The sequence below is a fragment of the Hwangdonia seohaensis genome (assembly GCF_031932625.1).
GTDB lineage: Bacteria > Bacteroidota > Bacteroidia > Flavobacteriales > Flavobacteriaceae > Hwangdonia > Hwangdonia seohaensis.
Map to the genome: position 1 here is coordinate 639859 of NZ_JAVSCK010000002.1, position 26688 is coordinate 666546.

A 26688-nucleotide genomic window follows, 5' to 3' on the forward strand; every position below is an offset into this window, starting at 1 on the left:
AATTTTTCCGTTGAATAATAAATTATCACAGAAAAATATATGTAATTTTGGCAATTCAAAAACCGAGCCATACTTTTACAAAAATACATTTAAAAGCGTTGCGTACAAACAACTTTAAAATACTTTTTGCATTAAGTTTTACAGTGTTTATTAACACGTTTAGCTTCGCTCAAGATATTCCGAAACCTACAGATAGTATTAAACCCACGGTTAAAGATAGTGTAGTTGTTAATGCCAAGGATTTTGTAAAAAATGAAGCTCCGGATGAAAAAGCGCAAGATTCCACCACTACAGATTCCATTAAGCCAAAAAAAGAATTATTAGAGCATATTGTAAGATACAGCGCTAAGGATTACACGTCGTTCAATCAAAAAAAACAGAAATTATTTTTATATAATGATGCCCAAATTGATTACGGCGACATCAATATAAAATCGGGAAGCATTGTTATAGATTACAGCACCAATACGGTTTACGCCAAAGGTATTTTAGATTCTGTTGGCACCTATTCGCAAGCACCTGTATTTACCCAAGGTCAAAATATAGTTGAACCCGATTCGATTGTTTTTAATACCCAAACCGAAAAAGCTTTAATCTACAATTCTAAAACCGAGCAATCCGGTGGCACCGTTATTGCCCAAGTGACAAAAAAGGAAAACGATTCGGTTTATTTTATACACCGTGGAAAATACACAACCGCCGAGGATTTAGACGACCCAGAATATTACATTTTATTGAGAAAAGCCAAAATAGTTCCGGGTAAAAAAATTGTAACGGGTTTAGCCAATCTTTTTATTTACGAGGTTCCAACGCCCATTGGTGTGCCTTTTGCATTTTTTCCGCAAAGCGAAAAACAAACCTCTGGTGTTTTAATTCCTACTTTTGGCGAGCAGAACGACCGCGGTTATTTTTTGCAAAACGGCGGGTATTATTTTGCCATAAACGATTATGTAGATTTGGCGGTTTTAGGCGATTATTACACGAACGGAAGCTATGGTTTGCGATTGGAAAACACCTATGCCAAACGTTATAGGTTTAGAGGAAATGTTGGGTTTAGGTACGAAAACCTGATTACCAGTGAGCGTGGTTTTCCCGATTACGGAAAATCTACGGTGTACAATTTACGCTGGTCGCACAGTCAAGATAGTAAGGCAAACCCCAGTTCGCGTTTTTCGGCATCGGTAAACTTGGGTAGTAGCACGTATTACAGGCAATCTGTAAATCAAATTAATACGGGTGCTTTTTTAAATAACACCTTGTCGTCCTCGGTATCATATTCCAAAACTTTTGAAGGCGAACCCTCGGTAAACTACAGCGTTACCGCAACCCATTCCCAAAATACCAATACGGAGCAAATTAATATGACGCTTCCTACTTTTCAAGGAAACGTGAGCAGAATTTTTCCGTTTGCCCCTAAAAACGGGTCAAAAAAAGGCATCATTCAAAATATAAATTTTCAGTATAGCGTGCGTGGTGAAAACCGGATTCAAACCACCGATTCCCTGTTCTTTAAAAAAGAAATGTTTGATGATGCCAAAACAGGTTTTCAGCATTCCATTCCTATCAGTACAAACTTTAAAGTGTTTAAACATTTTAGCTTAAGTACATCGGCTAGTTTTAATGAAGTGTGGACTTTTAAAACGATTGATAAATTTTACGATAATTTGACCGATGAAGTGATTACCGAAACCGTAAATGGTTTTGATGCGTTTAGAACCTATAATTTTAGCACCAGTTTAGGAACCACGGTTTACGGGATGTTCAACTTTAAAAAAGACAAAGAAAACCCTAAAATCCACGCTATTCGCCATGTTATCCGGCCTTCAATTAGTTATAATATCAATCCGGCTTTCGATAAATATTATGAAACCGCCGAAGTTATTAACGCCGACAATCTTACCGCTGCCGATATTGAAATTATTCAAAACGAAAACAATTTGGAATACTCGCGTTTTGATGGTGGTCTTTTTGGAACTCCGGGAAAAAACTTCTCCAGTTCCATGGGAATTTCCATTGCCAATAATTTTGAAGCGAAGGTACGCGATAAAGACAGCACCGCCACCGAGCCCAAAAAAGTGGTTTTACTTAACAACCTAAACTTTTCTACCTCGTACAATTTTGCTGGAGATTCGTTGCAGTGGAGTCCAGTGAGAATGAGCGGTGGCACCCAGTTGTTTGACAATAAATTGAGCGTGAACTTTGGTGCCACTTTAGATCCGTATGCTTTGGACAATAACAATAGGCGCATCAATAAATTCAACGTTAACAATGGCGGTAGCCTTTTTAGGTTAACGAGTGCGAACATGACTATGAGTTATTCGCTGTCAAGCAGTAAAAAAGATGGCAGTGAAAATCGCAACCAAGGTCGTGCCATACAAGAAAACCTACGCAGTGGCGGTCGAGATGATGATTTATTTGGAGTTTCTGAAGATTTTTCTAGACAAAATGAAGATGCCGATAGCAAAAAAGAAGAAGAGCCAAGTGCGTTTTACAACTTTAAAATACCTTGGGATTTGCGTTTAGCCTACGCGGTTAATTACTCAAATAATACACGACAAAACGAAATATCGTCGCACTCGCTTATGTTTTCCGGCAATATAGAATTATCGCCGAAATGGTCTGTTGGTGCTTCTTCTGGTTACGATTTAAAAAACAAGGGTTTTACATACACCCAACTGCGATTTGAACGCGATTTATTAAGTTGGAAAATGAACTTTAGTTGGGTGCCATTTAGCACCAGGGCATCCTGGAATTTCTTTATCGGCATAAAATCGAATATCTTAAAAGACCTGAAATACGAAAAACGCAGGCAACCCGACCAGCAACTTTAATTAAATTAATGCTGAATTTTTCGTTTAATTCATTCATTGTTTAATATTTTTATAAAAATGAATTTTAGATTTTGCGGAAACAGAAGTAAAGAATAACTAGATTCCCTGCTTCGAGGGAATGGAAAAACCAAAAACCAATGAAAAAAATTATTACAACAACAAATGCCCCTGCTCCTATTGGGCCCTATAATCAAGCTGTTTTAAGCGGTAACACCCTTTTCACTTCGGGTCAAATAGCATTTAATCCCGAGACGGGAGAACTTGTTTTGGATGATATTGAAACCGAAACCAAACAGGTTATGGAAAACTTGAAAGCCGTTTTAAAAGCAGCCAACATGACTTTTGAAAACGTTATAAAGTCTTCGATATTTATTAGTAACATGGATGATTTTGGACGAATTAACGCCATTTACGGCAGCTATTTTGTTGATGCCACGGCGCCGGCACGTGAAACCGTTGAAGTAGCCCGATTACCTAAAAGCGTGAATGTTGAAATTAGCATGATTGCCGTAAAGTAATTACGGATTAATCCTATAATGCACGTCACCCTGAACTTGTTTCAGGGTCACATTATTAATAAAAACCTTTATTAAATATTCATGAGATGCTGAAACAAATTCAGCATGCATAAAATAAGTAACAAAACAAAAGACGGCTATTCTTAGAAATTAAGCGGGCTCATCAATTGAAGCGTATTTTACCAATAACTCTTTTAGCTTTTCCACTTCGATTGGTTTTGCTAAAAAATCGTCAATTCCTGCTAATTTTGCGTTTTCAATATCCTCATCAAAAGCATTTGCGGAAACAGCAATAATGGGCGTTTTATGCTTAGCATATTTTCGGGTTTTCTTGATTTTTTCGGTGGCTTGATAACCATCCAAATCCGGCATATAAATATCCATAAAAACCATATCGAAATCAAGAATCTTGTACAAATCAACGGCCTCCACACCGTTTTTGGCAAAAGTACAATCGGCACCTTGCTGTTCTAACAGGAATTTAATTACTTTCTGATTCATCCTATTATCCTCGGCGACCAATACGCTAAACTTATCGAACAATATGGGTTTAACCTCTGCGCTTGGGACCTGAACATTTAAAGTCTTTTTTAGCTGCAAGCTAAAATAAAATGTGGTGCCTTTATTTTCTTTGCTTTCAATTTTAAGTTCGCCGCCCATCAGCTTTACCAAATCCCTGGAAATTGAAAGTCCGTAACCGCCGCCTCTATAATCACTAAATCTAGATACATCTACTTTATTGGAAGTTTTAAGAATTCTTTTCACTTCGTGAGAACTCATGCCAACACCGGTATCCTTTATATAAAAGGTAACGATTTGGTCGTCATCAATACCAACGGTTTGGTCAACAATGATTGTTATTTTTCCGTTATTGGTAAACTTAATTGCGTTGTTTATCAAATTAATAAGCACCTGCTGGATTTTAGCTACATCGCCTAAAACCAAAAATTTCGCTTCGCTTTCAAACAAGAACTTAAACTCCAATTCCAAACCTTTTTCCCAAGCTTGGTACTCGAAAATTTTAAATAGTCTCGATAAATCCGACTTTAAATTTATTGCGGCCAAATTCAGCTCCACTTCGCCATCGTCAACCCTAGCATTATCAATAATCATGTTTACCAATTGCAACAAATGCTCAGAAGAGTAATCCGCAATTTCAACTTGTGCCTTTTGATCGGGATCCAAATTGGTTTGTTTTAACATATTAAGCATCCCCAATACGGTGTTTAAGGGCGTCCTGATTTCGTAACTCATATTTGCCAAATAAATCGATTTATAATCAGCCGAATCTAAGGCTTCATTTAGCTGTTCCTTTAAATCATTAATCAGGTTACTTAAATTTTCTATTTCTAATTGGTTGGCGTATTGATTTTTAAAAAAGCTGAAGGCTATCGCTACTAAAACCAACAAAAGAATAGCCAGCAGTAAAGAAATGCTTTGTAATGCCAAAGGTTCTTCAAGGAAATTAAAGCCAACAAAGAAGATGGATGCAAAAGCAATACCCACAAAAATCAACAAAATAATTTTTGCAAGCAAGGGTTTTATTTGGTTTTTAAAAAACGGCATCAAGAGCTATTATAATAAAATAAACTTATTAATAAATTTACTAATATCAAAGGTATAACTTACAAATTAAGGATGGTAATAAAATATTAAGAAGTTTTAATAGATTTACCTATAGAGCCTGTTTTTTGTGGCTGTAATTCGAAAATAAAGTTGGGTTTTAACAAGCTTTCTTCTTTTCTGTGCGACACGTATAAAATGGCTGTATTGCTTTCGGACGCTATTTTGTTTACCAGTTTACAAAATAAGGCAGCATCGGTATCGTCCAAACCGTTGGTTGGCTCGTCTAAAATTAGTAAAGGCGGATGTTTAACCATGGCCCTGGCGATAAGCACCAAACGTTGATGCCCAACGGACAAACTTAAAAAACTTTTGTTTTTTATATGGAACAAATTTAGCACTTTTAGCCATTGATGTGCCAAGGCAATTTGTCTTTCGTTTGGAATTTTATAAAGCCCGATGGAATCATAAAAACCAGAGATAATCATTTTTTCAATAGGCTGTAAACGCTCAAAACCCCGCAAGTATTCCGAAGAGAAATAACCGATTTTTCGTTTGATGTCCCAAACACTTTCACCGCTCCCTTTTTTAATGCCGAACAAGGTAATGTCTTGGTTGTAAGCTTTTGGGTTATCGCCGGAAATAAGACTTAAAAGAGTACTTTTTCCTGAACCGTTTGGACCTGTTAATTGCCAAAATTCGTTGGGTTTAATTTCCCAATTAATGTTTTTTACAATGGTACGTTCGCCATAACTTACCGTAACATTTTTGAAATTAACCAACGACTTGAAATGATTGTCGTTTTGAATGTACGGTTGGGGTAAACTCAACGAAAAATCCATGGATTTGTCGTCGGACAAAACATCTGCTTTTTTGTATAGAACAGGACGATTATTTTCTAATTTATAAAGCTGATTTATAAAAGGAAGGATATCTCTTTTTCTATTGGAAATTTGAATTACCGGTATATTTTGGCTTAAGCGGATTAATGTTTTTTCAATATGTTTTTGTGCATTGGCATCTAAATTACCAAACACGTTATCGACCAAAATATACTCTGGATTTTGTAAAATGAGGTGTTGTAACAATGCTTTTTTGCGTTCACCTTCGGAGGAGTTCAATAAGCTGTTTTTTGTGCTGGTAACCACATTATAGTTACCGTGGCGTACTTCTTCATCTATAAACTTATCCAAGGTTTTTTTTGAAAATATAACACCTTTTAAAGTTGAAAAATAGCCAACAAACTTCTCTGTCACAATGCGCTTAATGAGGAGCTGCTTATCATCATTATTAGATATATAAAACGCAATGTGGTTGTGCAAAAACTATATTTTTTTAGATTAGTTTTTCAAATTATTGGTATGAAATGCCACTAAACCGTCAATAGGTCTTCGTTCGAAATTACCCGTTCTGAAGCCCATTTCCTCGGCTACTTCTTGAATTTCTTTCTTTGCGAAAAAAGCAATAGAGCCTGCAAAATGAACCGGGGCTGTTGCCAACTCGTCTTTATATTGCATAATCATATTGGTAGCAAACAAACGAATGCCTTTTTTTATCAGCTGGATAATATAATCTGAGTCTTTATGCAAAAACATAAACTCTGCAAAACTCGCTAAATATGCATTGGGATTTGGCTGTTTGTACAGGTTGTATTTGATGTAATCATCTTCAACATTAAACTTGGTTTCAAAAGCAATTTTAACATTTTCGGGCATGTGGTTAAAATAGTAATCTCTAATTAACTGGCGCCCGTAATAATTACCGGAAGCATCGTCCATAATAGAGTAGCCAAGAGATTTAACACGTTTGTGTTCAATTTCCCCATCGTAATAACTACAGTTTGATCCGGTGCCTAAAATACACACAACAGCAGCTTCGTTTATACTATTAATGGTAGCGTAAACCGCAGCCATGGTGTCTTCATTTACTTCAACAGTGGCGTTTATAAATATCTCTTCTAAAACACCTGAAAGGAGTGCTTTTGGTTTTTCAGTTCCACAGCCTGCACCATAAAAGAAAATATGCGTTACCTGCTCACTATTGGCTTTTAAATCTTCGTTTTTTTTAATTATTTTTTTTAGCTTCTTTTCTGGCAGTATTGCAGGATTTAAACCCTTAGTACGAATTTTTTCCAGCAATCTATTTCCGTTACTGTCTACCGCTATCCAATCAGACTTAGTAGAACCACTATCAACAATTAAAATCATAAGTTTAAAAGTAAAAAAACCCACAGAATTATAATGTTTTTACACGATAATTCTGCGGATTCAAGTTAATAATTATATTGAACCAATATGCTCTGCTAAATCTACTAATTTAGTTGAATATCCATATTCGTTATCGTACCAAGATACTAATTTAAAGAAATTATCATTTAAAGCAATACTTGCACCCGCATCAAATACACTGGTCATTGGCTCTGACACGAAATCTTGAGAAACTACAGCTTCTTCAGTGTAGCCCAAAATGCCTTTTAAATCATTTTCTGAAGCGCTTTTTAAAACTGCTTTAACTTCATCCCAGGTTGCCGATTTTTCGGTTCTAACCGTTAAATCTACAACAGATACATCTGGAGTTGGTACTCTAAATGCCATGCCCGTTAATTTTCCGTTTAATTCAGGAATTACTTTTCCAACAGCTTTAGCAGCTCCAGTTGATGAAGGTATAATGTTTGCCAAGGCACTTCTTCCGCCTCTCCAGTCTTTTTTAGATGGTCCGTCAACTGTTAATTGGGTTGCTGTTGTAGCGTGAACTGTCGTCATTAAGCCTTCTGCAATACCAAACTCATCATTAATTACTTTAGCTAAAGGCGCTAAACAATTTGTAGTACAAGATGCATTAGATACAATAGTATCAGCAGCTGTAATGTCTTTATGGTTTACGCCCATTACAAACATTGGTGCATCGGCAGATGGTGCCGATATAGCTACTTTTTTAGCCCCAGCATCAATGTGCTTTTGCGCACCGTCTAATTTTGTAAAAATACCGGTACAGTCTAAAATTACTTCTGCGCCAACTTCATCCCATTTTAAATCTTCTGGGTTACGCTCAGCCGTAATTCTTATTTCGTTACCGTTAACTACAAGGTTACCGTTTTTTGTTTCAACAGTGCCATTAAATCTTCCGTGTACCGAATCAAATTTCAGTAAGTACGCTAGGTGCTCTACATCCAATAGGTCGTTAATACCTACTATTTCAATATTTGGTCTTTCAGCAGCTACTCTAAAAGCAATTCTACCAATTCTACCAAATCCGTTAATTCCAATTTTTAATTTTGACATAATCTTATTTATTAATGTTTAAGTGCTCATAATATCTGAGACACGCAATAATTCTAAATTTATTTTTGTTTTTCCTTTTATGGCGTTATCTAAATGTGTTAGTTCCATTTTACCATTTTGCAAACCAACCATGTAATTCGATTTTCCTTCCAATAACGATTCTACGGCTTTTACACCCATTCTGCTCGCTAAAACCCGATCGAAACAAGAGGGTGAGCCGCCACGTTGCATGTGCCCAAGAACAGATACGCGTACATCGTAACCTTCCATGTTTTCATCGACGTAGTCTTTAAGTTCAAAAATATTTTTACCTATTTTATCACCTTCAGCCACAATAACAATGCTTGAAGATTTACCGGATTTTCGGCTGCGTTTTAAAGATTCTACCAACCTGTCCAATCCCAAATCTTCTTCTGGAATTAAAATCTCTTCGGCACCACCGGCTATTCCTGCATTTAAAGCAATATGACCGACATCGCGCCCCATAACTTCTATAAAAAACAACCTGTTATGCGAACTTGCCGTATCCCGAATTTTATCAATGGCATCAACCACAGTGTTTAAAGCGGTATCAAACCCTAAGGTGTGTGTGGTTCCTACAATATCATTGTCAATTGTTCCTGGAATTCCCATTACCGGGAAACCGAATTCTTTATTAAGTATCATAGCTCCGTTAAAAGAGCCATCGCCTCCTACAACAACCAGTCCTTCAATTTCTGCTTGATTTAATTTATCAAAGGCTTTTTGTCTGCCTTCTTTGGTTCTAAACTCCTTGGAGCGGGCCGTTTTTAAAATAGTCCCACCTTTATTAATGATTCCTTTTACGCTTCTGGCATCCATGAGTTTAAAGTCGCCTTCAATCAGGCCCTCAAAACCTCGATAAATACCAGCACATTCTATGTTGTGATAGGCACATGTTCGAACTACAGATCTAATTGCTGCATTCATCCCCGGTGAATCTCCCCCAGATGTTAAAACACCTATTTTTTTTATCTTTTTTGGCATTAATTTTATAATTAAAAAGTAAAATTAGTAAACTAATATTACAATTATATAACATATGTCATATTTTAACAATAGCTGTTAAACTATAACGTTTTAGTTAATAAAAAAAACGTTTTTATAAAAATATATGCAACAAAAAGTTTAAAAAACTGCTAATTATCTTTTTTTGAAGATGATTTATGGGTTATATAACTCGGTGCCGTATCGCTTTCGTCTTCTTTTACGGTTGTATCAGAATCTTCTTTTTCCCCATTATTTTCGTTGGCTTGTTTTTTGAAAAGACTACGAATTAATTCCTTAAACGTATCAAAATCTACATTATAAGACAAACCAACACCTTGGGTATACCCTATTTTTTCGCCAAAATTACGAATGCTGTTTTCCCTATTGAATACCTTAGCGGTTAATGTGCCTTCTTCATTAAGCAGAAAATTTATTTCAACATCACCGGCAATTACAGTTTCAGTAGCCCCACCAATAGGCACTCCCAATTTACCGTTAATAAGTACCTTATCGCTTATTTTTGTTTGAATAGATGCGCTAAATCGGTCGTCGGTTTTATAATCTGGTCGGTTTTCTCCAACCTCGTAATTAAAACCAAAATCGAATTTTCCGTTTTCACTTGAAAAAATACCATTTACGATGCCGTTAAGTCGTTCAGCAATGGTGCCCGAGAAATTCAGATCGTTTAACCCACGGGAGAAAGATCCGGTTGACAATAAATATAACGCTTGATTTTGCCTGTCGTCCACAGATTCCAATCGGTATTGTAACTCCGATTTAATGGTTGAGCTCACGTTAGGAAACTCAAATTCAAACTCGGGTTGCGGCTGTTCCAAAGCACCTGTTAAAGTAATTTTCAACTCTACGGGAATGCTTCTATTAATCGGGTTGTCCAATAAAGGCGAAGGGTTTGCCTGGGTTTTATAAATGGCATCCATTCTAAGGTTGGCTTTTAGCGGTTCGCCGTTCCAGTTGATGGAACCTCCGGGTTGAACCACAAATTCTTTTTGTACCAAGCCAGCAAAAGCAAAATTATAAACCCCTTCGAATACCGAGAAATCACCCCACATATTAAACTTTCCGTTGGTATTAATTTCTACTAAAAGCCCGCCAATTCCGCGCCCCTTTAAGGTATGCCCCGTGTTTTTGTCAATAATTATTTCCACCTCGGCATCTTCGGTAATGTCCAAATCAAAATCCAACTCAAGTCCTTTTATATCTTCAAACCCAATATCTACGCCATTTTCCTTTGCTAATTTTTCTTCTTTGGTAATAAAATGGATAAAAGAATTGTCCCCAAAAGATTCCGTATCGTTTAACGGTATTTTAAAAACCGTGCCCGCTTTGGTTTCGCCAATAACATTTATAACCAGCGCTTCGGCTGGCCCATTAATACGTGCATTACCGCCAACGAAACCTGTGCCATAGTACAAAGCCTCGTCGCTTTCTTTCGTGTCTAAAACCAACAATCGGTTGGTGTTAATGTCTAAATTTAAACGCCATTTCGAGAGGTTTACATGACTTAACGATCCATTTAACTGCCCTACGGAATTGTACTTTGTATCGGTTAATTGCAGGTTTTTAAAATTAAAACTTTGGTCTTTTAAGGTCACCGAAGCCTTATCGTTAAAATTATAATCGACATTTAAATATGGAATGCCCAGTCCGGCATTGTTTAAGGTGAGTTTGCCGTTAATATCCGGCCTTTTCAAATCGCCAATTACATTGGCTTCGCCAGAAACAAGCCCCCTGATATTCGACAAAACATCTTGCAGCAATGGGTTTAATGGTTGTAAATTAAACTCGTCGAAAGCCAAATTAACATCAATATTTGATTGTTTGCCAATTACCGTAATATCTCCCACGGCACTAAAAGAATTGGTATAATCGTTTTTTATGGTGGCATCGACATTATACTTGGTTAAATCTTCGTTACCGGTTATGGTGGCATCAAAATCTCCCAAAAGGAAATTATTGACTTTAAAATTATCAATTATAACGGATGAATTTGGCAAATAGCTTCCGTTTTTTTGAAGAATATCCAACTTTCCGTTTACATTTCCGGCCAGCGATAAACTATCGATATCGGGGGTTATTTTGGCTAAATCGACATTTTTAAAATTCAGTTTTAAATCCTTTTGTGTGGAATCTTTCAAAAAGCCAGAAAGTTTAATTTCCTCGTTGTTATGATTTATTTTAAGCTGGTCAATATTAAAGGTGGTCAGTTTTTTGTTGAACGAAATTTTATTAAATCTATCCGTATCTTCATTAATAAACCATTTGTTGTTTTTTATGGTAACATCGGATTTTTTAAAACCGATTACCGACTCGTTTTCTTCATTAATGGTATGGTAAAAACTTAAATTGAATATATCGTTATTCCGCTTTCCGCCTTTAAATTCCGAGCGCATAAACAAGGTGTCGTTAACGGTAACATTTATCAAATTGAATTTAGAAACGTTGTAGTATTCGGTGTTAATACTATCTACCTCTACATAGGTGTTAAACAGCGGGTTGTTATTATCTACCTGCAACTCTATGTTGTTTGCAAAGTGATCCATTAATTTAATTTTTGGCGACTTAAAGGTTAGATTAAACGCTTCTTCTTCGCTCTCTACCCTACCGCGCACAAAGGTGTTTTTACCAAGTTGGATTTCTGGATAAAACACTTCAACAATCTTATTATATATTTTAAAATTGAAATTGATATTTTGATTGGCAGCAACTTTATGAGGGATGTAATTGGTGTAAATATGGCCTATTGAATTTTCGAAAAGTTTTTTTATATCCTTAAATACAAATTGCCCTTCGAGGCTTCCTTCAATAATATCCGGTGAATTGATTTCAATAAACCGAGTGCCGTTATCAAATCGGGATGATATGGTAAACTCATCAAAATAATACGTGTCTTTTTGATTTCTATACGATGTATTTTGAAACAGCACCCTACCATAAGCATCATCGTAATCACTTGCATTCATGTTCATTTTCACCTGACTTCTAAAGATTGAAATGCTGTCTTTTTCAACAAAGTTTAAGGCGTTTAAATTGGCATAATCTACATTGGCGGTAAAATCGTATTTTTTTAAATTTTCTGAAAAATCAACCAACCCATTAAAGTTTAATTGCAGGTTTCTGTCGTTGGTTATTAAATTACCATCAAAAATTCTGTTTTTAACGTTGCCCGCTACTTTAATCCTATTGTAATTGTAGTTGTTATACATTATCTGAAACACATCGCCATCAACCTGTGTGTCAATGGTTTCAGCAATAAAACCCGTGCCGTTTACATTTAAGTTAAGTGAGGTTAACCCAACGTTTGGGGCTTCAATTAAAGTGCCCAAATCAAAATCTTCAAAAATAATTTTTCCTTTATATGACGAATTATCAATATCGTTGATTTTGGTAATTTCCAAGGTAGAATTAACAAAGCCCAGTTCGGTATCAATTTTAACATCGGCATTTATGGTTGATGCCGTAATTTGCGATTGTCCTACTATTTTAAACCGGCCCAACCTATCGAACGACGATGGGATAGCTTCCCCCAAAACATTGGGCAACAGTGCGGTTAAATCTTTATAGGTTGAGCTTAAATTGTTAAACCTGCCGTTCATATAAAAATCGTCCACCTCTTTGCTAAATAAATTCTTAAAGCTTAAATCGCCGTAAATTTTGGTGTTTCGGCTGGTATTCAATTTTAGGTTCGTGGTTTTTAAATCGTTTAAAGTCCCCGATAAATCAACACTAAATCGTGCATATTGGTTGCTGCCAAACTCGTTATAAAACGTGTTTAATTCGTTAAGTAAAATATTGGAATCCTTAAAACTAGCGGTAACCAAAACCTTGTCTTCAAAAAACTGTAAATCTTCACGATTGTACGAAAATTTCAAATCGCCTTTTAATTCTGAATTTGGTGTTTTAATTTTCAAATTACCAAAGGTCATGTCGGTTAACGTATAGCCAAAATCGGTCATTAGATTTTTAACCTCGACGCCCCTACTGTCTTTAAACGCCAACGTGTTAATTCTGGCACTAACATCGCTTCCGTTAATTAAAAAATTGGTGGCGTTAATGTTTAAATTTTCAAAATCCAGTCGTTTTGTGGTTTCCCTATTTTCGTCTGATAATTTAAAATGACCGTTGTAAATCGATACATCGCTCGACGAGAGTAAAAAATCGCCGCTTTTCTCTTCGTTGTCATTCCCTTCTAATTTGGCAACAAACACATCTAAATTGGTATCGGTTACGCCCTCGTAGGTTTTAATATTAAAAACCAAATCGATAATATCAATATCGCCAAAAACCAATTTACCGTTGTACAGATTTCTAAAACTTAAAATGGAAGTGTTAAGTTCGGCAATACTAATAAGTGTATCTTGTTTGTAGTCTTCAATGTAAATGCTTTTTAACTCGACATCGCCATTAAACTGCATGCCAATTTTATGAATATTAATATTGGTACCAAACTCACTATTTAGTTTTTTGGTGGCATGTTTACCTAAACTTGTTTGAACAAAGGGAATAGAAAGCACCAACACCAAAATGATGAAAAGCAGCAATAAGATGCCGGCTATTTTTGACAGTATTTTTAGAATTTTTTTGATGCTCTTAAAGTTACGATTTAATTAAGAATAAACTACTTTTGTACTTACGAGTATTTACACACAGCTAGATGTTTTACATAAAACGATACTGGCAATATTTAAGTCTCGATTATCGAGTCAAAATTAACAATTATTGTGCCTAATTTTTATTAATGTCTTCACAAAATATTTATATTCTAGGAATTGAGTCTTCATGCGACGATACGGCGGCTTCTGTAATACACAACGGCAAAATTTTAAGCAATGTTGTGGCGGGCCAAAAAATACACGAAGAGTTTGGTGGCGTGGTACCAGAATTGGCATCGCGTGCGCACCAACAAAACATTGTTCCTGTGGTGCACCAAGCTTTAAAAAAAGCCAACATTACTAAAGAACAACTTAACGCTGTGGCGTTTACCCGTGGCCCGGGTTTAATGGGTTCGCTGTTGGTGGGCACATCGTTTGCGAAGTCTTTGGCTTATGGGCTAAACATTCCGTTAATTGATGTAAACCACATGCAAGCACATATTTTAGCGCATTTTATAGATGAAGAAGGTTTTGAGAAACCACCGTTTCCGTTTTTAGCCATGACCATTTCTGGTGGACACACCCAAATTGTGAAGGTTGATAGCTATTTTAATATGACGGTTATTGGCGAAACCATTGACGATGCCGTTGGTGAAGCCTTTGATAAAAGCGGAAAAATTTTAGGTTTGGGCTATCCCGCGGGACCGGAAATTGACAAACGCGCGAAACTTGGTAACCCAAAAGCCTTTAAATTCACGAAACCAAAAGTGGAAGGTTTAAACTTTAGTTTTTCGGGTTTAAAAACGGCTATTTTGTATTTTATTCAACGTGAAGTGAAAGCGAATCCCAATTTTATTAATGATAACTTAAACGATATTTGTACCTCCATTCAATACACCATTATTGGTATTTTAATTGATAAATTAAAGCTCGCATCGAAACAAACCGGAATAAAACATATTGCCATTGGCGGTGGCGTTTCGGCTAACTCGGGCATACGGCAGGCCTTAAAAAATGGTGAACAAAAATTTGGTTGGACCACATACATTCCTAAATTTGAATTCACAACCGATAATGCTGCAATGATTGCCATTGTGGGCTATTTAAAGTATTTAGAAGGCAATTTTGCGGAACAAAGTGTGATGGCTTCGGCGCGGTTGAAGATTTAGGATTTGACACGAATACACAAACAATTTTTTATAAATGAAATTTGCTAAACCTCATATTTATTTTTGGATAACTGCTTTAGTCATATTTATAGCTGGATTGTTTACTTTTTCTGATAAAAATGCTTTAATTGATATCAATGTACATAACACCTATTTTATTATTCATCTTTTTCATTTAATCTCTTTATTATCATTTTTATATTTTATAGAAGGATGTATTTATTGGATTTTAAAAAAACTAAAGGTTTCCTTAATTTATTATTTAACGCAAATACATTTATTCTTTACAATTGGTGGTTTATTCATTTATTTCCTTTTAATGACAATTTTTGAAGATGATACTGAAATTGAACCTGGAGTATTCAATGAAGCATCTATTTTAGGTTGGGTGATTATATTTATAATTTGTACAATTCTTTTTTCTCAAATTCTTTTTTTAATCAACGTAATAATTGGTTTAATTAAATGTTTTATAAGAAAGTAAGACAATAAAGCAATAAAGCATGCAACTCTTTTACAATCCAGACATTTCAGAAAACACCACACAATTCACTTTTGCGAAAGAAGAAAGCAAACACATTGTAAAAGTGTTGCGCAAAAATGTTGGCGACACCCTGCATATTACAAACGGTAACGGTTGGTTGTTTACTGCCGAAATTACCATACCAAATATTAATAAATGTGTAGCAACGGTTGTTTCTATAACGCAACAACCCAAACGAAATTACCATTTACATTTAGCGGTTGCACCAACAAAAATGAACGACCGCTACGAATGGTTTTTGGAAAAAGCCACCGAAATTGGCATTGATAGCATCACACCTATTATTTGCGACCATAGCGAACGAAAAGTCATAAAACCAGAACGGTTTGAAAAGATTTTGCAATCGGCCATGAAGCAGTCTTTAAGCTGTTATTTACCAAAACTGAATGACGCCATGTCTTTTAAAGACTTTATAAAACAAGAATTTAAAGGCGATTTATTTATAGCGCATTGCGAGGAAACCGATAGAAAATCGTTAAAACAACAACTAAAACCAAAGCAAAATACCACCATTTTAATCGGACCCGAAGGCGATTTTTCTATTAAAGAAATCGAGCAAGCGCTTCAAAATAAATTTAAACCTGTAACTTTGGGAGCAACCAGATTACGTACTGAAACAGCGGCTATTGTCGCTTGCCATTCTGTGGCTTTTATAAACGAAGATTAAATAAAATATGAAACTGATTTTTTCTGTATTCTTTTCTCTCTTTTCTCTTTTCTTGTTTAGCCAAGATTTAGCAATACTGAAATACAAAGGAGGTGGCGATTGGTACGGAAACCCAACGGCATTGCCCAACCTAATCAAGTTTTGCAACCAAAACATAAACACTAAAATAAACCCCAAACCACAAACTGTTGAAGTGGGAAGCTCAGATATTTTTCAGTATCCGTTTTTACACATGACCGGACATGGTAATGTGTTTTTTAGCGAAGCCGATGCCGAAAACCTTCGTAATTATTTAATCTCTGGTGGCTTTGTGCATATTGATGATAACTACGGTATGCAACCTTACATTACCAAAGAATTAAAAAAAGTGTTCCCGAACCAAGAATTAACTGAACTGCCCGTAAACCATAAACTATTTAATAACGTTTATAAGTTTCCAAAAGGCTTGCCAAAAATACACGAGCACGATGGTAAACGTCCGCAAGCATTCGGTATTTTTCACAAAGACCGACTGGTTTTATTATTTACTTACGAAAGCGATTTGGGCGATGGTTGGGAAGATGCCGAAGTACACAACGACCCCGCAGATGTTAGGGAAAAAGCCCTAAAGATGGGCGCTAATATTATTAATTATGCTTTTGAGAATTAATTGAACGAGAACAAAGAAAATAGAATTAAGATTTATATAAATTATGAGTGATATTTTAAATATAATATTTTCAATATTTGATTTTTCTTCTGAACACTCGATAAACAAAAACAATAAAAACCGGTTAACTAAAAAACAAAAAAGAATAGCTTATATTTTTGTTTTCCTATGTTTGGTTATACCAGTTTTAATTATCTATTTGATACAATCAAATTAACATTCGTGAATTCGTGGCAAAACATATAAACAACAAACGGCTTAACAAATAAACATAACTTGCAACTCACCCATTACAATACCAATTTCAACAAACAAAAATTCCCGATAACATTGGTGTGCGACCATGTAACCAACGCCCCAAATATTGGAAGTTTATTTAGAATCGCTGATGCTTTTGGCGTTGAAAAACTGATACTCTGTGGCGAAAACATCCACCTTGGACGTAAAATGGCAAAAACCTCAAGAGCCACAGAAAAAGTGTTGAATTACGAGATTGCCGAAACTGCTTCAAAAATTGTTGAAGAATTAAAAAACGAAAACCATCAAATCATTTCATTGGAAATTACAAGTTCGAGCAAGCCCATTCATACTTTCAAATTTTCAAAAGAAAAACCAATCGCGTTAATTATTGGCGACGAAAATTTTGGCGTTTCAGAAGCAATTTTAAAGATCTCGGACGCTATAATCCATATTGATATGTTCGGTCGAAACAGCAGCATGAATGTGGTACAGGCCACCAATATTGCACTTTATGAAATTACGAAGCAATTATTGTAAAATTCTTCTAACCTCAGTCTTCGTGCATCCAACTTCATTGATTATATTTACTACATGAAATCCAACACCATAGCCAACGGTATTTTAAAAGCCATCGCCATTATACTTGGCATTGCTTTATTATTATACTTTTTATACAAAATACAATCCGTAATCGTTTATGTGGCCATTGCCGCGGTAATCTCGTTAGTTGGCAGACCTATAGTTTTGTTTCTACGCCGCAAATTAAAGTTTAAAAACACCATAGCGGTTATTGTAACCATGGTGTTTTTAGTTGGACTGTTTGTGGGCTTGGTAAGTTTGTTTATTCCTTTGATTATTGAACAAGGGCATAATTTATCGCTTTTAAACATTGAGCAATTACAAGGTAAAATTGAGGCTTTATACCGGGAAATAATAGGGTATTTTGAGTTGAATCAAATTGATATCGAGCAATCCATAAAAAATTCGAACCTGTTAACAGAATTGGATTATTCGATAATTCCTAATTTTTTAAATGCCGTAGTTAGCGGATTGGGCAGTTTTAGCATTGGGCTATTTTCGGTTTTATTTATTTCTTTTTTCTTTTTAAAAGACAGCAAATTGTTTGAAAACGGCATTCTAACTTTTATACCCGACAACAAGGAATCACGTTGGAGAAATTCCTCAACAAAAATAAAAGACCTGCTTTCTAGATATTTTGTCGGACTCATTTTTCAAATCCTCATCCTATTTGTTATTTACACCATTGGCCTTTTAATTATCGGGGTTGAAAACGCTATTGTTATTGCATTTTTATGTGCATTGCTTAATTTAATCCCATACGTTGGCCCTTTAATTGGTGGCTTTTTAATGATTACATTAACCATGACCAGCAACCTTGGCGAATCGTTTAGCGCCGTTATTTTGCCAAAAACAATTTGGGTGCTTATCGTGTTTTTAATAGGGCAATTAGTCGATAATTTTGGCAGCCAACCCATCATATTTTCAAAAAGCGTCAAATCGCACCCACTTGAAATATTTTTGGTTATTTTAATTACGGGCATACTTTTTGGCGTTATCGGCTTAATCATAGCGGTGCCGGCTTATACGGCCATTAAAGTAATTTTAAAGGAATTTCTATCTGAAAACAAGATTGTTAAAAAACTCACCAAAGGCATATAATTTCTGTTGAATCCTTCTATTCTAAATACTGAAATTCAAGAGTTTATAAATGAACATTTACATGCCGATGTTTCCAAATTATTGTTAAAGGGAACACCATTTGATGGAGTTGAAACCAAAGACATCATCGAACAAATTGAAGCCAAAAAACGCTGCGAAAAAAAATTGCCAACATGGTTCAACACCAAAAATATTTACTATCCGAATAAGCTGAATATTGAACAAACCTCTTCAGAAATTACGGCAAATTACAAATCCAATTTAATTGATGGCGACTCTATTATAGATTTAACGGGTGGCTTCGGGGTAGATGGTTATTACTTCTCAAAACACTTTAAAACCACGGTGCATTGCGAGATTAACCATAAGCTTTCAGAAATCGTAAAACACAATTATACGCAATTGCATGTTCAGCATATTTCAACCCAAAATATGGATGGCATGGCGTATTTAGAAACTTCAAACAAAACCTTCGATTGGATTTATATCGACCCATCGAGACGACACGACAGCAAAGGGAAAGTTTTCTTTTTAAACGATTGCCTGCCCAATATTCCCGAACATATCGATTTGCTTTTTAAGCATTCAAAAAATATAATGATAAAAACATCGCCACTACTCGATTTTTCGGTGGGGATAAACGAACTGAAGCATGTAAAAACCATTCACGTTGTCGCTATAAACAATGAAGTAAAAGAATTGCTTTGGATTTTGGAACGCGGTTATTCTGAAGAAATTTCAATTGAAACGGTAAATATTAAAAAAGATAAAAACGCACATTTTAATTTTTTGTTAGAAGAAGAAAAAAGCACACCATCCAATTACGATAAACCACTCACCTATTTGTACGAGCCAAATGCCGCTATTTTAAAAGCGGGTGGTTTTCATTCCATTTCTAAACAATTAAACGTTTTTAAGCTGCATCAACATTCGCATTTATACACCAGCGAACAGCTTGTGGATTTCCCCGGACGGTGTTTTAAAATTGAAAAGCTATTGCCTTTCAATAAAAAAACATTAAAAAAAGAAGCTATTACAAAAGCCAATATTACAACCCGGAATTTCCCTGAAACGGTTCAACAGATCAGAAAAAAATTCAATATTAAAGATGGCGGAAATTTGTATTTATTTTTTACTACAGATGTTGATGGAAACAAAACCGTAATCATTTGTACAAAAGCTTATTGAATAGCCAGAAACTTGAGCTATTCAATACACTTTAGTTTTTCAATAAAAAACGTTCTATACTCTATATCCGAAACTTCTTTAGCGCCTTTCGTACCTTTAAAATAAATCGATTTTATGGCAGATTGTTCTAATTTTTGCATTTGCGAATTAGATATGGTGCCTTTAAAATTAAAGTCTTCGCAATCGATATTCCATGAATGGAAAAGCGTTATGCTTTGGTTGTTTTCAAGCTGAATTCTTACCGAAGACCTGTTGCGTGTTAAATAACTGGCACAACCCAAATTTTCTGAAAGGTTTAAAAAAACATTTACCTTATTTCCTTGCCGGTACAATTCTACGGTTAAGTTCTTATTTAACCTATATACCTCAGTTCTAATTAATTGTTCTTTGTAAAACTCATCGTATTCATTAATAAGGTAATTACAGGTATTTCGCGATTCAGATTTTTCCAATCGAAGCTTTTGTGCTTCTTTTACTTTAGCGATAGAATCCAATAATCGTTTGGCTTTTTCCTCGGCCTGTTTTAACAACATCGCTTCGGTGGCCAAACGTTGTTCTTCGGATGGTTTGGCTTTGGCGATGGAATCGCGATGTCTTTTGGCTTTTGCCTCAGCTTGTTTAAGCTGTAATTCTTGTGCTGCCAATCGTTGTTTTTCAGCTTCTTCAACTTTCGAAATGCTGTCTTTTATTCTTAGGGCTTGCAATGCTAGTTTTTTGCGTTGGAACTCTTCTTCTGCCAACCGTTGTTTTTCAATCTCCATGGCTTTGGCGATTGAGTCGCGTTCACGTTGCGCTTTTTCCTCAATTTGTTTGCGCAATAGGGCTTGTGCGGCAAGTCGTTGCTTTTCAGCTTCTTCAACTTTCGAAATGCTGTCTTTTATTCTTAGGGCTCGCAAAGCGGCCTTCTTGCGTTGGAATTCTTCCTCTGCTAATCGCTGTCTTTCTTTCTCTTTTACCTTGGCGATAGAGTCGCGCACTCGCTGTGCTTTTTCCTCGGTAAGTCGTTGCTTCTCATCTTCTTCAACTTTCGCAATGCTATCTTTTATCCTCAGTGCTCGCAAAGCGGCCTTCTTGCGTTGGAATTCTTCCTCTGCCAATCGCTGCCTTTCCATCGCTTTAACCCTGGTGATGGAGTCCCGTTCCCGCTGTGCTTTTTCCTCGGCTTGTTTGCGCAATAGCGCTTCTGCAGCAAGTCGTTGCCTTTCTATTTCTTTTACCTTGGCGATGGAATCGCGTTCCCTTTGTGCCTTTTCCTCAGCCTGTTTGCGCAATAGCGCTTCTGCAGCAAGTCGTTGTCTTTCTATTTCTTTTACCTTGGCGATGGAGTCGCGTTCCCGTTGTGCTTTTTCCTCGGCCTGCTTGCGCAATAAGGCTTCTACGGCAAGTCGCTGTCTTTCTATCTCTTTTACCTTAGCGATGGAATCGCGCTCACGTTGTGCCTTTTCCTCGGCCTGTATACGCAATAAGGCTTCTGCGGCAAGTCGTTGTCTTTCTATTTCTTTAACCTTGGCGATGGAATCGCGTTTTCGCTGTGCTTTTTCCTCGGCCTGTTTGCGCAATAAGGCTTCTGCAGCAAGTCGTTGCCTTTCTATCTCTTTAACTTTGGCAATGGAGTCGCGTTTTCGCTGTGCTTTTTCCTCGGCTACTTTCGCTTTAGCAATGGAGTCTTTTCTTCGTTTCGCCTTTTCCTCCGGACTATTCCTAATTATTTCTTGTAACCGTTTCTTTCTGTTCTCTTTTTCTTCAATAAGCTTTTTTCTTGCCTTTTCTTGAAAATCATAGTATAAATCCATCATTTCATCATTTATCAACAGAAAATCAGAACTTAAAACTCCAACCCATTCTTTATATTTTACTTTGTAATTATCTTTCCCTAAATAACCAATTACAATACAGTTTTCATCTTTTTTAAATTGCGTTAAAGGTTTTGAAGGTTTGTCTAAACTATCGTACAACGTACCGTTTTCACTGAATTTCGTAGCAATCTCAGCATCTTGTGAGAAGGCGCTAAAAGATAGTATGATGCAGATAAGTAGGCAGAGGTTTTTCATAATACGCTATTGCTAAACTAATAAATATTATAACCAATTAAGCAAATAATTTTAAAATTCAAAGTAATTTACAAAAACAAAAAAGCTCCACTAAAAAAATAGTGAAGCTTTAAGTGAGCCCTGAAGGATTCGAACCTTCGACCGCCTCCTTAGAAGGGAGGTGCTCTATCCAGCTGAGCTAAGAGCCCGTAGTTTTTGTGTTTCTACGAAAACAGGGTTGAGTTGGCAAATAAAATACCACACCCTTTATTTTATTTAAACAATCAATAAAAATTGCGATTTAACAACCGTAATACGGAGTAGCACGCGCAATTAATTTGAAAAGAACTTAAGTTTTATTTTTACTCTTGCAAATGTGGGTGCAAATATAATATGCTATTCATTATTATACAAGATAAATTATTCTATTTTTTGGAAACCGCAAAAAAATGATGAATAAGGAATTTATAATTCTTTTATTTTAATATTTCTGTACCATACTTTATCGCCATGGTCCTGCAATCCGATATGTCCGGTTTTGTAGGTACCAAATCCTTTCCAATCTTTAAACTTGGAATTCTCAATCATTTTTTTCCAGGCTTCACCCCTAAGTGGAAACTCCACTATTACTATTCCGTTTAACGACGCACTTCCTTTATTGGCGTTATGGTCAATTTTAATTTCACATAAATTCCATTCTCCTGCTGGTTTGCACACATCGTAAGCTGGCTCTACCAAATCGTATAAAGCTCCCGCTTGATGAAATTTTGGATTTGCATTGGCGTCCGGATGCCTATCGTTGTCCAATACTTGAATTTCCAAACCTGTGTGATACGCTTCCGGGTAAGCTTCGTCCTCATAAACACCCCAGAAAATACCGCTATTGCCCCCTTCTGAAATCTTCCATTCCAGCGATAAAACAAAATTGGTATATTTTTCATTGGTTATAATATTTTTACCGCCATTCTCACTGGGTGTAAAGGCCAAAGTCTTATTTTCAATGGTCCATTCCGGGTACATAGAATCAGCCAAATAACCGCGCCAATTATCCAAAGAAGAGCCATCAAAAAGAGTTATCCATTCTCCGGTAACATCTGCTTCAATGCTATTAACCTCATCTTTTTGAATAGGTGAATTAGTGTTTTTTTGTTTGCAAGAAACAATGGCCAACAACACCAACAGTAATTGAATTAACGATTTCATATCTAATTGATTTTAATAATTATATACCAAGTATGTTTTTGATTTGATTTTCATCGGTTTCGCCTCCAGCAAAATCATCAAAACTTCGTTCTGCAGCCTCTATAATATGTTTTTGAATGAATGGCGCTCCTTCCCTAGCACCTTGAGAAGATGATTTTATACAGCATTCCCATTCCATAACCGCCCAAACATCGCAACCATAAGTGGTTAGTTTTGAAAATATACTTTTAAAATCCACTTGCCCATCACCCAACGACCTAAAGCGTCCTGCGCGGTCTTTCCAATTGGCATATCCGCCATAAACACCTTGTTTTCCTGTGGGATTGAATTCGGCATCCTTCACATGAAATGCTTTAATGCGTTCGTGATAATAATCTATAAAAGTTAAATAATCCAACTGCTGAAGCACAAAATGACTGGGATCGTAAAGTATATTTGCTCTTTTATGGTTTTTGGTTGCCTCCAGAAAACGTTCAAATGAAATACCATCGTGCAAATCTTCTCCGGGATGAAGCTCAAAACAGACGTCGACGCCCATTTCATCAAAATGATTTAAGATGGGAATCCATCGATTTGCCAATTCTTTAAATCCCATTTCCACCAACCCGTTAGGGCGCTGAGGCCACGGATACATGGTGTGCCACATCAATGCACCAGAAAAAGTAGCGTGCGAATTTAAACCCAATCTACCGCTTACAGTTCCTGACTTTTTAACAAAATCAATGGCCCAGGCTGTTCTTTCCTTGGGATTGTTTCTAACAGCTTCGGGTGCAAAACCATCAAACATGGTATCGTAAGCTGGATTTACCGCAACCAACTGCCCTTGCAAATGCGTTGAAAGCTCGGTTATTTGCAATCCGTATGATTCGACTTTTCTCTTTAATTCATCACAATAAATTTGACTTTCGGCTGCTTTATCGATATCTATTAAATTAGCTTCCCATGTTGGAATTTGAATGCCTTTATAACCTAAATCTGAAGCCCATTGGCACATGCCCTCTAGGGAATTAAACGGAGCTTCGCTTCCGGCAAATTGCGCTAGAAACACTGCTGGTCCTTTTATTGTTTTCATATCTTATTAATCTTTAAACCAATTTCCTTCCAGGTAACTATCGGATTTACAATAGTTTATTTTAATGAAAACCTTGACTATAAGCCAAAGCGTGGTTTTTATACTTTCACCCAAATGGTGTTGTTCTTGTCGCTCTCTACGGCCGCGTAAATAAATTTCATGCCTCGAATGCCGTCTTCAACCGTTGGGTAATCTGGATTTTTAATAATATCGCCGTTATTAACTGCTTTTATGTGTAAAGCGAAATTTCTGTAAATGGTAGCAAATGCTTCCAAATACCCTTCGGGATGGCCTGCCGGAATTCTGGATACGTTTAGGGCCTCTTGGTACAATCCGTTGCCATTGGGTGTATACACTTTTTTAGGCTGGTCTATCCAACGCGTTATTAATTCGTTTGGGTTTTCTTGATACCACTCAAAGCTCCCTTTTTCGCCATAAACTTTAATGGCCAAATTATTTTCTTCACCCAGTGCTATTTGCGAAATAGACATGGTTCCTTTGGCACCGTTTTCCATTCTCAATAATAAATTGCCATCGTCATCAAGAACCCTTCCTTTACCAAATCTTCCTAAATCTGCAGCCAATTCAGCTATTTTTAAACCTGTTATATATTCCAATAAATTTTCAGCATGGGTCCCAATATCACCTAATGCACCACCAATTCCTGATTTTTTAGGATCTACTCTCCAAGCGGCTTGTTTATTATCTGTACTTTCTACGGCAGTTGATAACCAACCTTGTAGATATTGAACCTGTACTTTTCTAATCTCGCCTAAATCGCCATTGGCCACCATGGCTCTGGCTTGTTTAACCATGGGGTTGCCCGTGTAATTGTGGGTTAATGCAAGTAATTTTCCGCTGCTTTCAACTACTTTTTGAAGTGCCTCAGCCTCTTCCAAAGTCAATGTTAAGGGCTTGTCGCAAACCACGTGAAACCCATGTTCAAGTGCCATTTTAGCCGGTGGAAAATGCATGTGATTCGGTGTAACTATAGCCACGAAATCCATTCGAACATCCTCTGGAAGCTGTTTTTCCTTTAAAATCATTTCTTCATAACTGCCATAGCATCTTTCCTCTGAGAGATAAAGCGCTTTCCCAGAAGCTATTGATTTTTCAGCATTGCTACTAAAGGCCCCACAGACTAAATCAATCATGCCGTCGATTGCGGAAGCTTTTCTATGGACATCACCGATGAATGATCCGATACCACCACCAATCATTCCCATTCTTAATTTTCTACCCATCATATATTTTAAGCTTCTACGGTTCTTCGTTTTTTCATATAAATATTCAATCCTAAAAACGCCACAATTAAAATAGCGGGCAGTATAGACATGGTTCGCAATGCCTCGGCAGCATTAGCATCGTCCATTAATTTACCCATAACGGGCAATACAATGGACACCGAAAACATTCCTGCTCCGCCCATAATTGAAAGTCCCAACGCTCCGGTTTCCGGTAAATATTCAGCTACAAAACCAAGCATTGTTGGCCAGAAAAAAGTAACGCCAATAGCAAAAATTGCTGCCGCCACAAAGGTCATGCCGCCACTTGTAATGGTGAGCAACCAAAGACCTATAAAAGTAATGATAGCCGAATACAACAGCATACCTGATGGTCTTAATTTATGGACTACCTGACCTGCTGATAATCGGCCCAAAGCCATAATACCGTTTATAAAAGCCAACACCAACAAAGGCGCCGAAACAGATTCTTTTAACAAGGATTCGATGCGCTGTGTGGTTCCCAGTTCTGAAGCAGCGGTAAGAAACATACAAAATACCATAAATAAGAACAATGGATTTAATACGCTTTTAAACATTTTCTTGTTGCTAATTCCTAACTGAACACGCTCTGTTACCGGGAATTTTTGTCCAAAAAACAGTATGCCATAAATAATTAACGGGATAAATAAAGTAGCCACCATAACCTGCCAACTTAACCCCATTACATCCATAATAAGCCATCCTAATATGGAACCAATTACAATTCCACCCGGAAACCACACATGAAACCTATTAAGCATTTTGGTTTTGCTTTCTGGGTACATGGATGCCACTAACGGATTTAATGCAGCTTCTACCATCCCATTTCCTATGCCCACAAATAGTGTTGCAATAAAAAGCGAGGTCATGGAATCTGCCATTAACGTTAAAATAATGCCAATAATATGGGTAAAAAACGCAATCCAAGTGATTTTTTTTATTCCCAACAAATCAACTAAAGGCCCGCCAACAATCATGGCAATAGTAAACCCAAAAAAGGCTGGCGCAAAAGCATACCCAAGTTGTTCTAAAGTTAACCCGATACCATCTGGACCAAAAACAGTTTCCAGTTTTGCTCTAATGGCAAAGGTCATGGCTGTTGTAATTAACGCCAAACAGCTTGCTAAAAAAAGCTTGTTTTTATTAATATTCTCCATTATTATATAGTTT

Annotated in this window: 20 protein-coding genes and 1 tRNA gene; 9 read left to right on the plus strand and 12 right to left on the minus strand. The window is 36.4% G+C overall.

What is annotated here, in order from left to right; translation table 11 throughout:
• The first annotated feature begins 47 nt into the window (after positions 1-47).
• Together RNZ47_RS08025 and RNZ47_RS08030 are read left to right on the plus strand one after the other, a co-directional pair.
• Positions 48-2831 carry a putative LPS assembly protein LptD gene (locus tag RNZ47_RS08025; RefSeq protein WP_311938644.1) on the plus strand — a complete coding sequence of 928 codons (2784 nt, stop codon included), beginning with the start codon at positions 48-50 and terminating at the stop codon, positions 2829-2831.
• A gap of 137 nt (positions 2832-2968) precedes the next feature.
• Complete coding sequence (locus tag RNZ47_RS08030) at positions 2969-3349, plus strand: RidA family protein (protein ID WP_311938646.1); 381 nt, start codon at positions 2969-2971, stop codon at positions 3347-3349.
• A 150-nt stretch (positions 3350-3499) separates the two neighbouring features.
• Here RNZ47_RS08030 and RNZ47_RS08035 read toward each other — a convergent pair whose 3' ends face one another.
• The 6 genes from RNZ47_RS08035 to RNZ47_RS08060 all read right to left on the minus strand — a co-directional run bounded on the left by RNZ47_RS08035 (position 3500) and on the right by RNZ47_RS08060 (position 13760).
• Entirely contained in the window at positions 3500-4885 is a 1386-nt protein-coding gene (locus tag RNZ47_RS08035) for a response regulator (protein ID WP_311938649.1), read from the minus strand.
• Positions 4886-5001: 116 nt separating this feature from the next.
• A complete protein-coding gene (locus RNZ47_RS08040) occupies positions 5002-6234 on the minus strand; it encodes an ATP-binding cassette domain-containing protein (RefSeq protein WP_311938651.1) in 1233 nt (410 codons plus the stop codon).
• An 18-nt stretch (positions 6235-6252) separates the two neighbouring features.
• The gene (locus tag RNZ47_RS08045) at positions 6253-7119 is read right to left on the minus strand and encodes a BadF/BadG/BcrA/BcrD ATPase family protein (RefSeq protein WP_311938653.1); all 867 of its coding nucleotides are present in this window, start codon (positions 7117-7119) and stop codon (positions 6253-6255) included.
• A gap of 72 nt (positions 7120-7191) precedes the next feature.
• Positions 7192-8193: a type I glyceraldehyde-3-phosphate dehydrogenase gene (gene gap / locus RNZ47_RS08050; RefSeq protein ID WP_311938655.1), complete on the minus strand. Its 1002-nt coding sequence runs from the start codon at positions 8191-8193 to the stop codon at positions 7192-7194.
• Between the two features lie 18 nt (positions 8194-8211).
• On the minus strand, positions 8212-9198 hold the full coding sequence (gene pfkA / locus RNZ47_RS08055; RefSeq protein WP_311938657.1) for a 6-phosphofructokinase: 987 nt from the start codon (positions 9196-9198) through the stop codon (positions 8212-8214).
• Positions 9199-9350: 152 nt separating this feature from the next.
• Positions 9351-13760: a translocation/assembly module TamB domain-containing protein gene (locus RNZ47_RS08060; RefSeq protein ID WP_311938659.1), complete on the minus strand. Its 4410-nt coding sequence runs from the start codon at positions 13758-13760 to the stop codon at positions 9351-9353.
• Between the two features lie 197 nt (positions 13761-13957).
• On the opposite strand from RNZ47_RS08060, the gene tsaD reads away from it, so the two are divergent.
• The 7 genes from tsaD to RNZ47_RS08095 all read left to right on the plus strand — a co-directional run bounded on the left by tsaD (position 13958) and on the right by RNZ47_RS08095 (position 19948).
• Positions 13958-14980: a tRNA (adenosine(37)-N6)-threonylcarbamoyltransferase complex transferase subunit TsaD gene (gene tsaD / locus RNZ47_RS08065; protein ID WP_311938662.1), complete on the plus strand. Its 1023-nt coding sequence runs from the start codon at positions 13958-13960 to the stop codon at positions 14978-14980.
• A 34-nt stretch (positions 14981-15014) separates the two neighbouring features.
• Positions 15015-15464, plus strand: coding sequence for a hypothetical protein (locus RNZ47_RS08070; protein ID WP_311938665.1), 450 nt, complete (start codon positions 15015-15017; stop codon positions 15462-15464).
• 19 nt (positions 15465-15483) lie between these two features.
• The gene (locus tag RNZ47_RS08075; RefSeq protein ID WP_311938667.1) at positions 15484-16191 is read left to right on the plus strand and encodes a 16S rRNA (uracil(1498)-N(3))-methyltransferase; all 708 of its coding nucleotides are present in this window, start codon (positions 15484-15486) and stop codon (positions 16189-16191) included.
• A 7-nt stretch (positions 16192-16198) separates the two neighbouring features.
• Positions 16199-16840: a DUF4159 domain-containing protein gene (locus tag RNZ47_RS08080; protein ID WP_311938669.1), complete on the plus strand. Its 642-nt coding sequence runs from the start codon at positions 16199-16201 to the stop codon at positions 16838-16840.
• A gap of 276 nt (positions 16841-17116) precedes the next feature.
• Entirely contained in the window at positions 17117-17617 is a 501-nt protein-coding gene (locus tag RNZ47_RS08085; protein ID WP_311938671.1) for a TrmH family RNA methyltransferase, read from the plus strand.
• 54 nt (positions 17618-17671) lie between these two features.
• Complete coding sequence (locus tag RNZ47_RS08090; RefSeq protein WP_311938673.1) at positions 17672-18760, plus strand: AI-2E family transporter; 1089 nt, start codon at positions 17672-17674, stop codon at positions 18758-18760.
• A gap of 6 nt (positions 18761-18766) precedes the next feature.
• A complete protein-coding gene (locus tag RNZ47_RS08095) occupies positions 18767-19948 on the plus strand; it encodes a THUMP-like domain-containing protein (RefSeq protein ID WP_311938675.1) in 1182 nt (393 codons plus the stop codon).
• A gap of 17 nt (positions 19949-19965) precedes the next feature.
• On the opposite strand, the gene RNZ47_RS08100 is transcribed toward RNZ47_RS08095, so the two are convergent.
• The 6 genes from RNZ47_RS08100 to RNZ47_RS08125 all read right to left on the minus strand — a co-directional run bounded on the left by RNZ47_RS08100 (position 19966) and on the right by RNZ47_RS08125 (position 26675).
• Positions 19966-21999, minus strand: a complete 2034-nt coding sequence (locus RNZ47_RS08100) for a hypothetical protein (protein ID WP_311938677.1) — start codon at positions 21997-21999, stop codon at positions 19966-19968.
• Between the two features lie 114 nt (positions 22000-22113).
• Positions 22114-22187: transfer RNA gene (locus RNZ47_RS08105), tRNA-Arg, on the minus strand.
• Positions 22188-22443: 256 nt separating this feature from the next.
• Positions 22444-23181, minus strand: a complete 738-nt coding sequence (locus RNZ47_RS08110) for a 3-keto-disaccharide hydrolase (RefSeq protein ID WP_311938679.1) — start codon at positions 23179-23181, stop codon at positions 22444-22446.
• Positions 23182-23200: 19 nt separating this feature from the next.
• The gene (locus RNZ47_RS08115; RefSeq protein ID WP_311938681.1) at positions 23201-24253 is read right to left on the minus strand and encodes a sugar phosphate isomerase/epimerase family protein; all 1053 of its coding nucleotides are present in this window, start codon (positions 24251-24253) and stop codon (positions 23201-23203) included.
• Between the two features lie 98 nt (positions 24254-24351).
• Positions 24352-25500 (minus strand): Gfo/Idh/MocA family protein, encoded by a 1149-nt coding sequence (locus RNZ47_RS08120; protein ID WP_311938684.1) that lies wholly within the window; start codon positions 25498-25500, stop codon positions 24352-24354.
• A 5-nt stretch (positions 25501-25505) separates the two neighbouring features.
• Complete coding sequence (locus RNZ47_RS08125; RefSeq protein WP_311938686.1) at positions 25506-26675, minus strand: MFS transporter; 1170 nt, start codon at positions 26673-26675, stop codon at positions 25506-25508.
• Positions 26676-26688 lie beyond the last annotated feature (13 nt).

Coding starts and splice junctions, on each gene's coding strand:
- RNZ47_RS08030 (WP_311938646.1), top strand. CDS start 2,969: ATGAAAAAAATTATTACAACAACAAATGCCCCTGCTCCTATTGGGCCC.
- RNZ47_RS08045 (WP_311938653.1), bottom strand. CDS start 7,119: ATGATTTTAATTGTTGATAGTGGTTCTACTAAGTCTGATTGGATAGCG.
- gap (WP_311938655.1), bottom strand. CDS start 8,193: ATGTCAAAATTAAAAATTGGAATTAACGGATTTGGTAGAATTGGTAGA.
- pfkA (WP_311938657.1), bottom strand. CDS start 9,198: ATGCCAAAAAAGATAAAAAAAATAGGTGTTTTAACATCTGGGGGAGAT.
- tsaD (WP_311938662.1), top strand. CDS start 13,958: ATGTCTTCACAAAATATTTATATTCTAGGAATTGAGTCTTCATGCGAC.
- RNZ47_RS08070 (WP_311938665.1), top strand. CDS start 15,015: ATGAAATTTGCTAAACCTCATATTTATTTTTGGATAACTGCTTTAGTC.
- RNZ47_RS08075 (WP_311938667.1), top strand. CDS start 15,484: ATGCAACTCTTTTACAATCCAGACATTTCAGAAAACACCACACAATTC.
- RNZ47_RS08080 (WP_311938669.1), top strand. CDS start 16,199: ATGAAACTGATTTTTTCTGTATTCTTTTCTCTCTTTTCTCTTTTCTTG.
- RNZ47_RS08090 (WP_311938673.1), top strand. CDS start 17,672: ATGAAATCCAACACCATAGCCAACGGTATTTTAAAAGCCATCGCCATT.
- RNZ47_RS08100 (WP_311938677.1), bottom strand. CDS start 21,999: ATGAAAAACCTCTGCCTACTTATCTGCATCATACTATCTTTTAGCGCC.
- RNZ47_RS08110 (WP_311938679.1), bottom strand. CDS start 23,181: ATGAAATCGTTAATTCAATTACTGTTGGTGTTGTTGGCCATTGTTTCT.
- RNZ47_RS08115 (WP_311938681.1), bottom strand. CDS start 24,253: ATGAAAACAATAAAAGGACCAGCAGTGTTTCTAGCGCAATTTGCCGGA.
- RNZ47_RS08120 (WP_311938684.1), bottom strand. CDS start 25,500: ATGATGGGTAGAAAATTAAGAATGGGAATGATTGGTGGTGGTATCGGA.
- RNZ47_RS08125 (WP_311938686.1), bottom strand. CDS start 26,675: ATGGAGAATATTAATAAAAACAAGCTTTTTTTAGCAAGCTGTTTGGCG.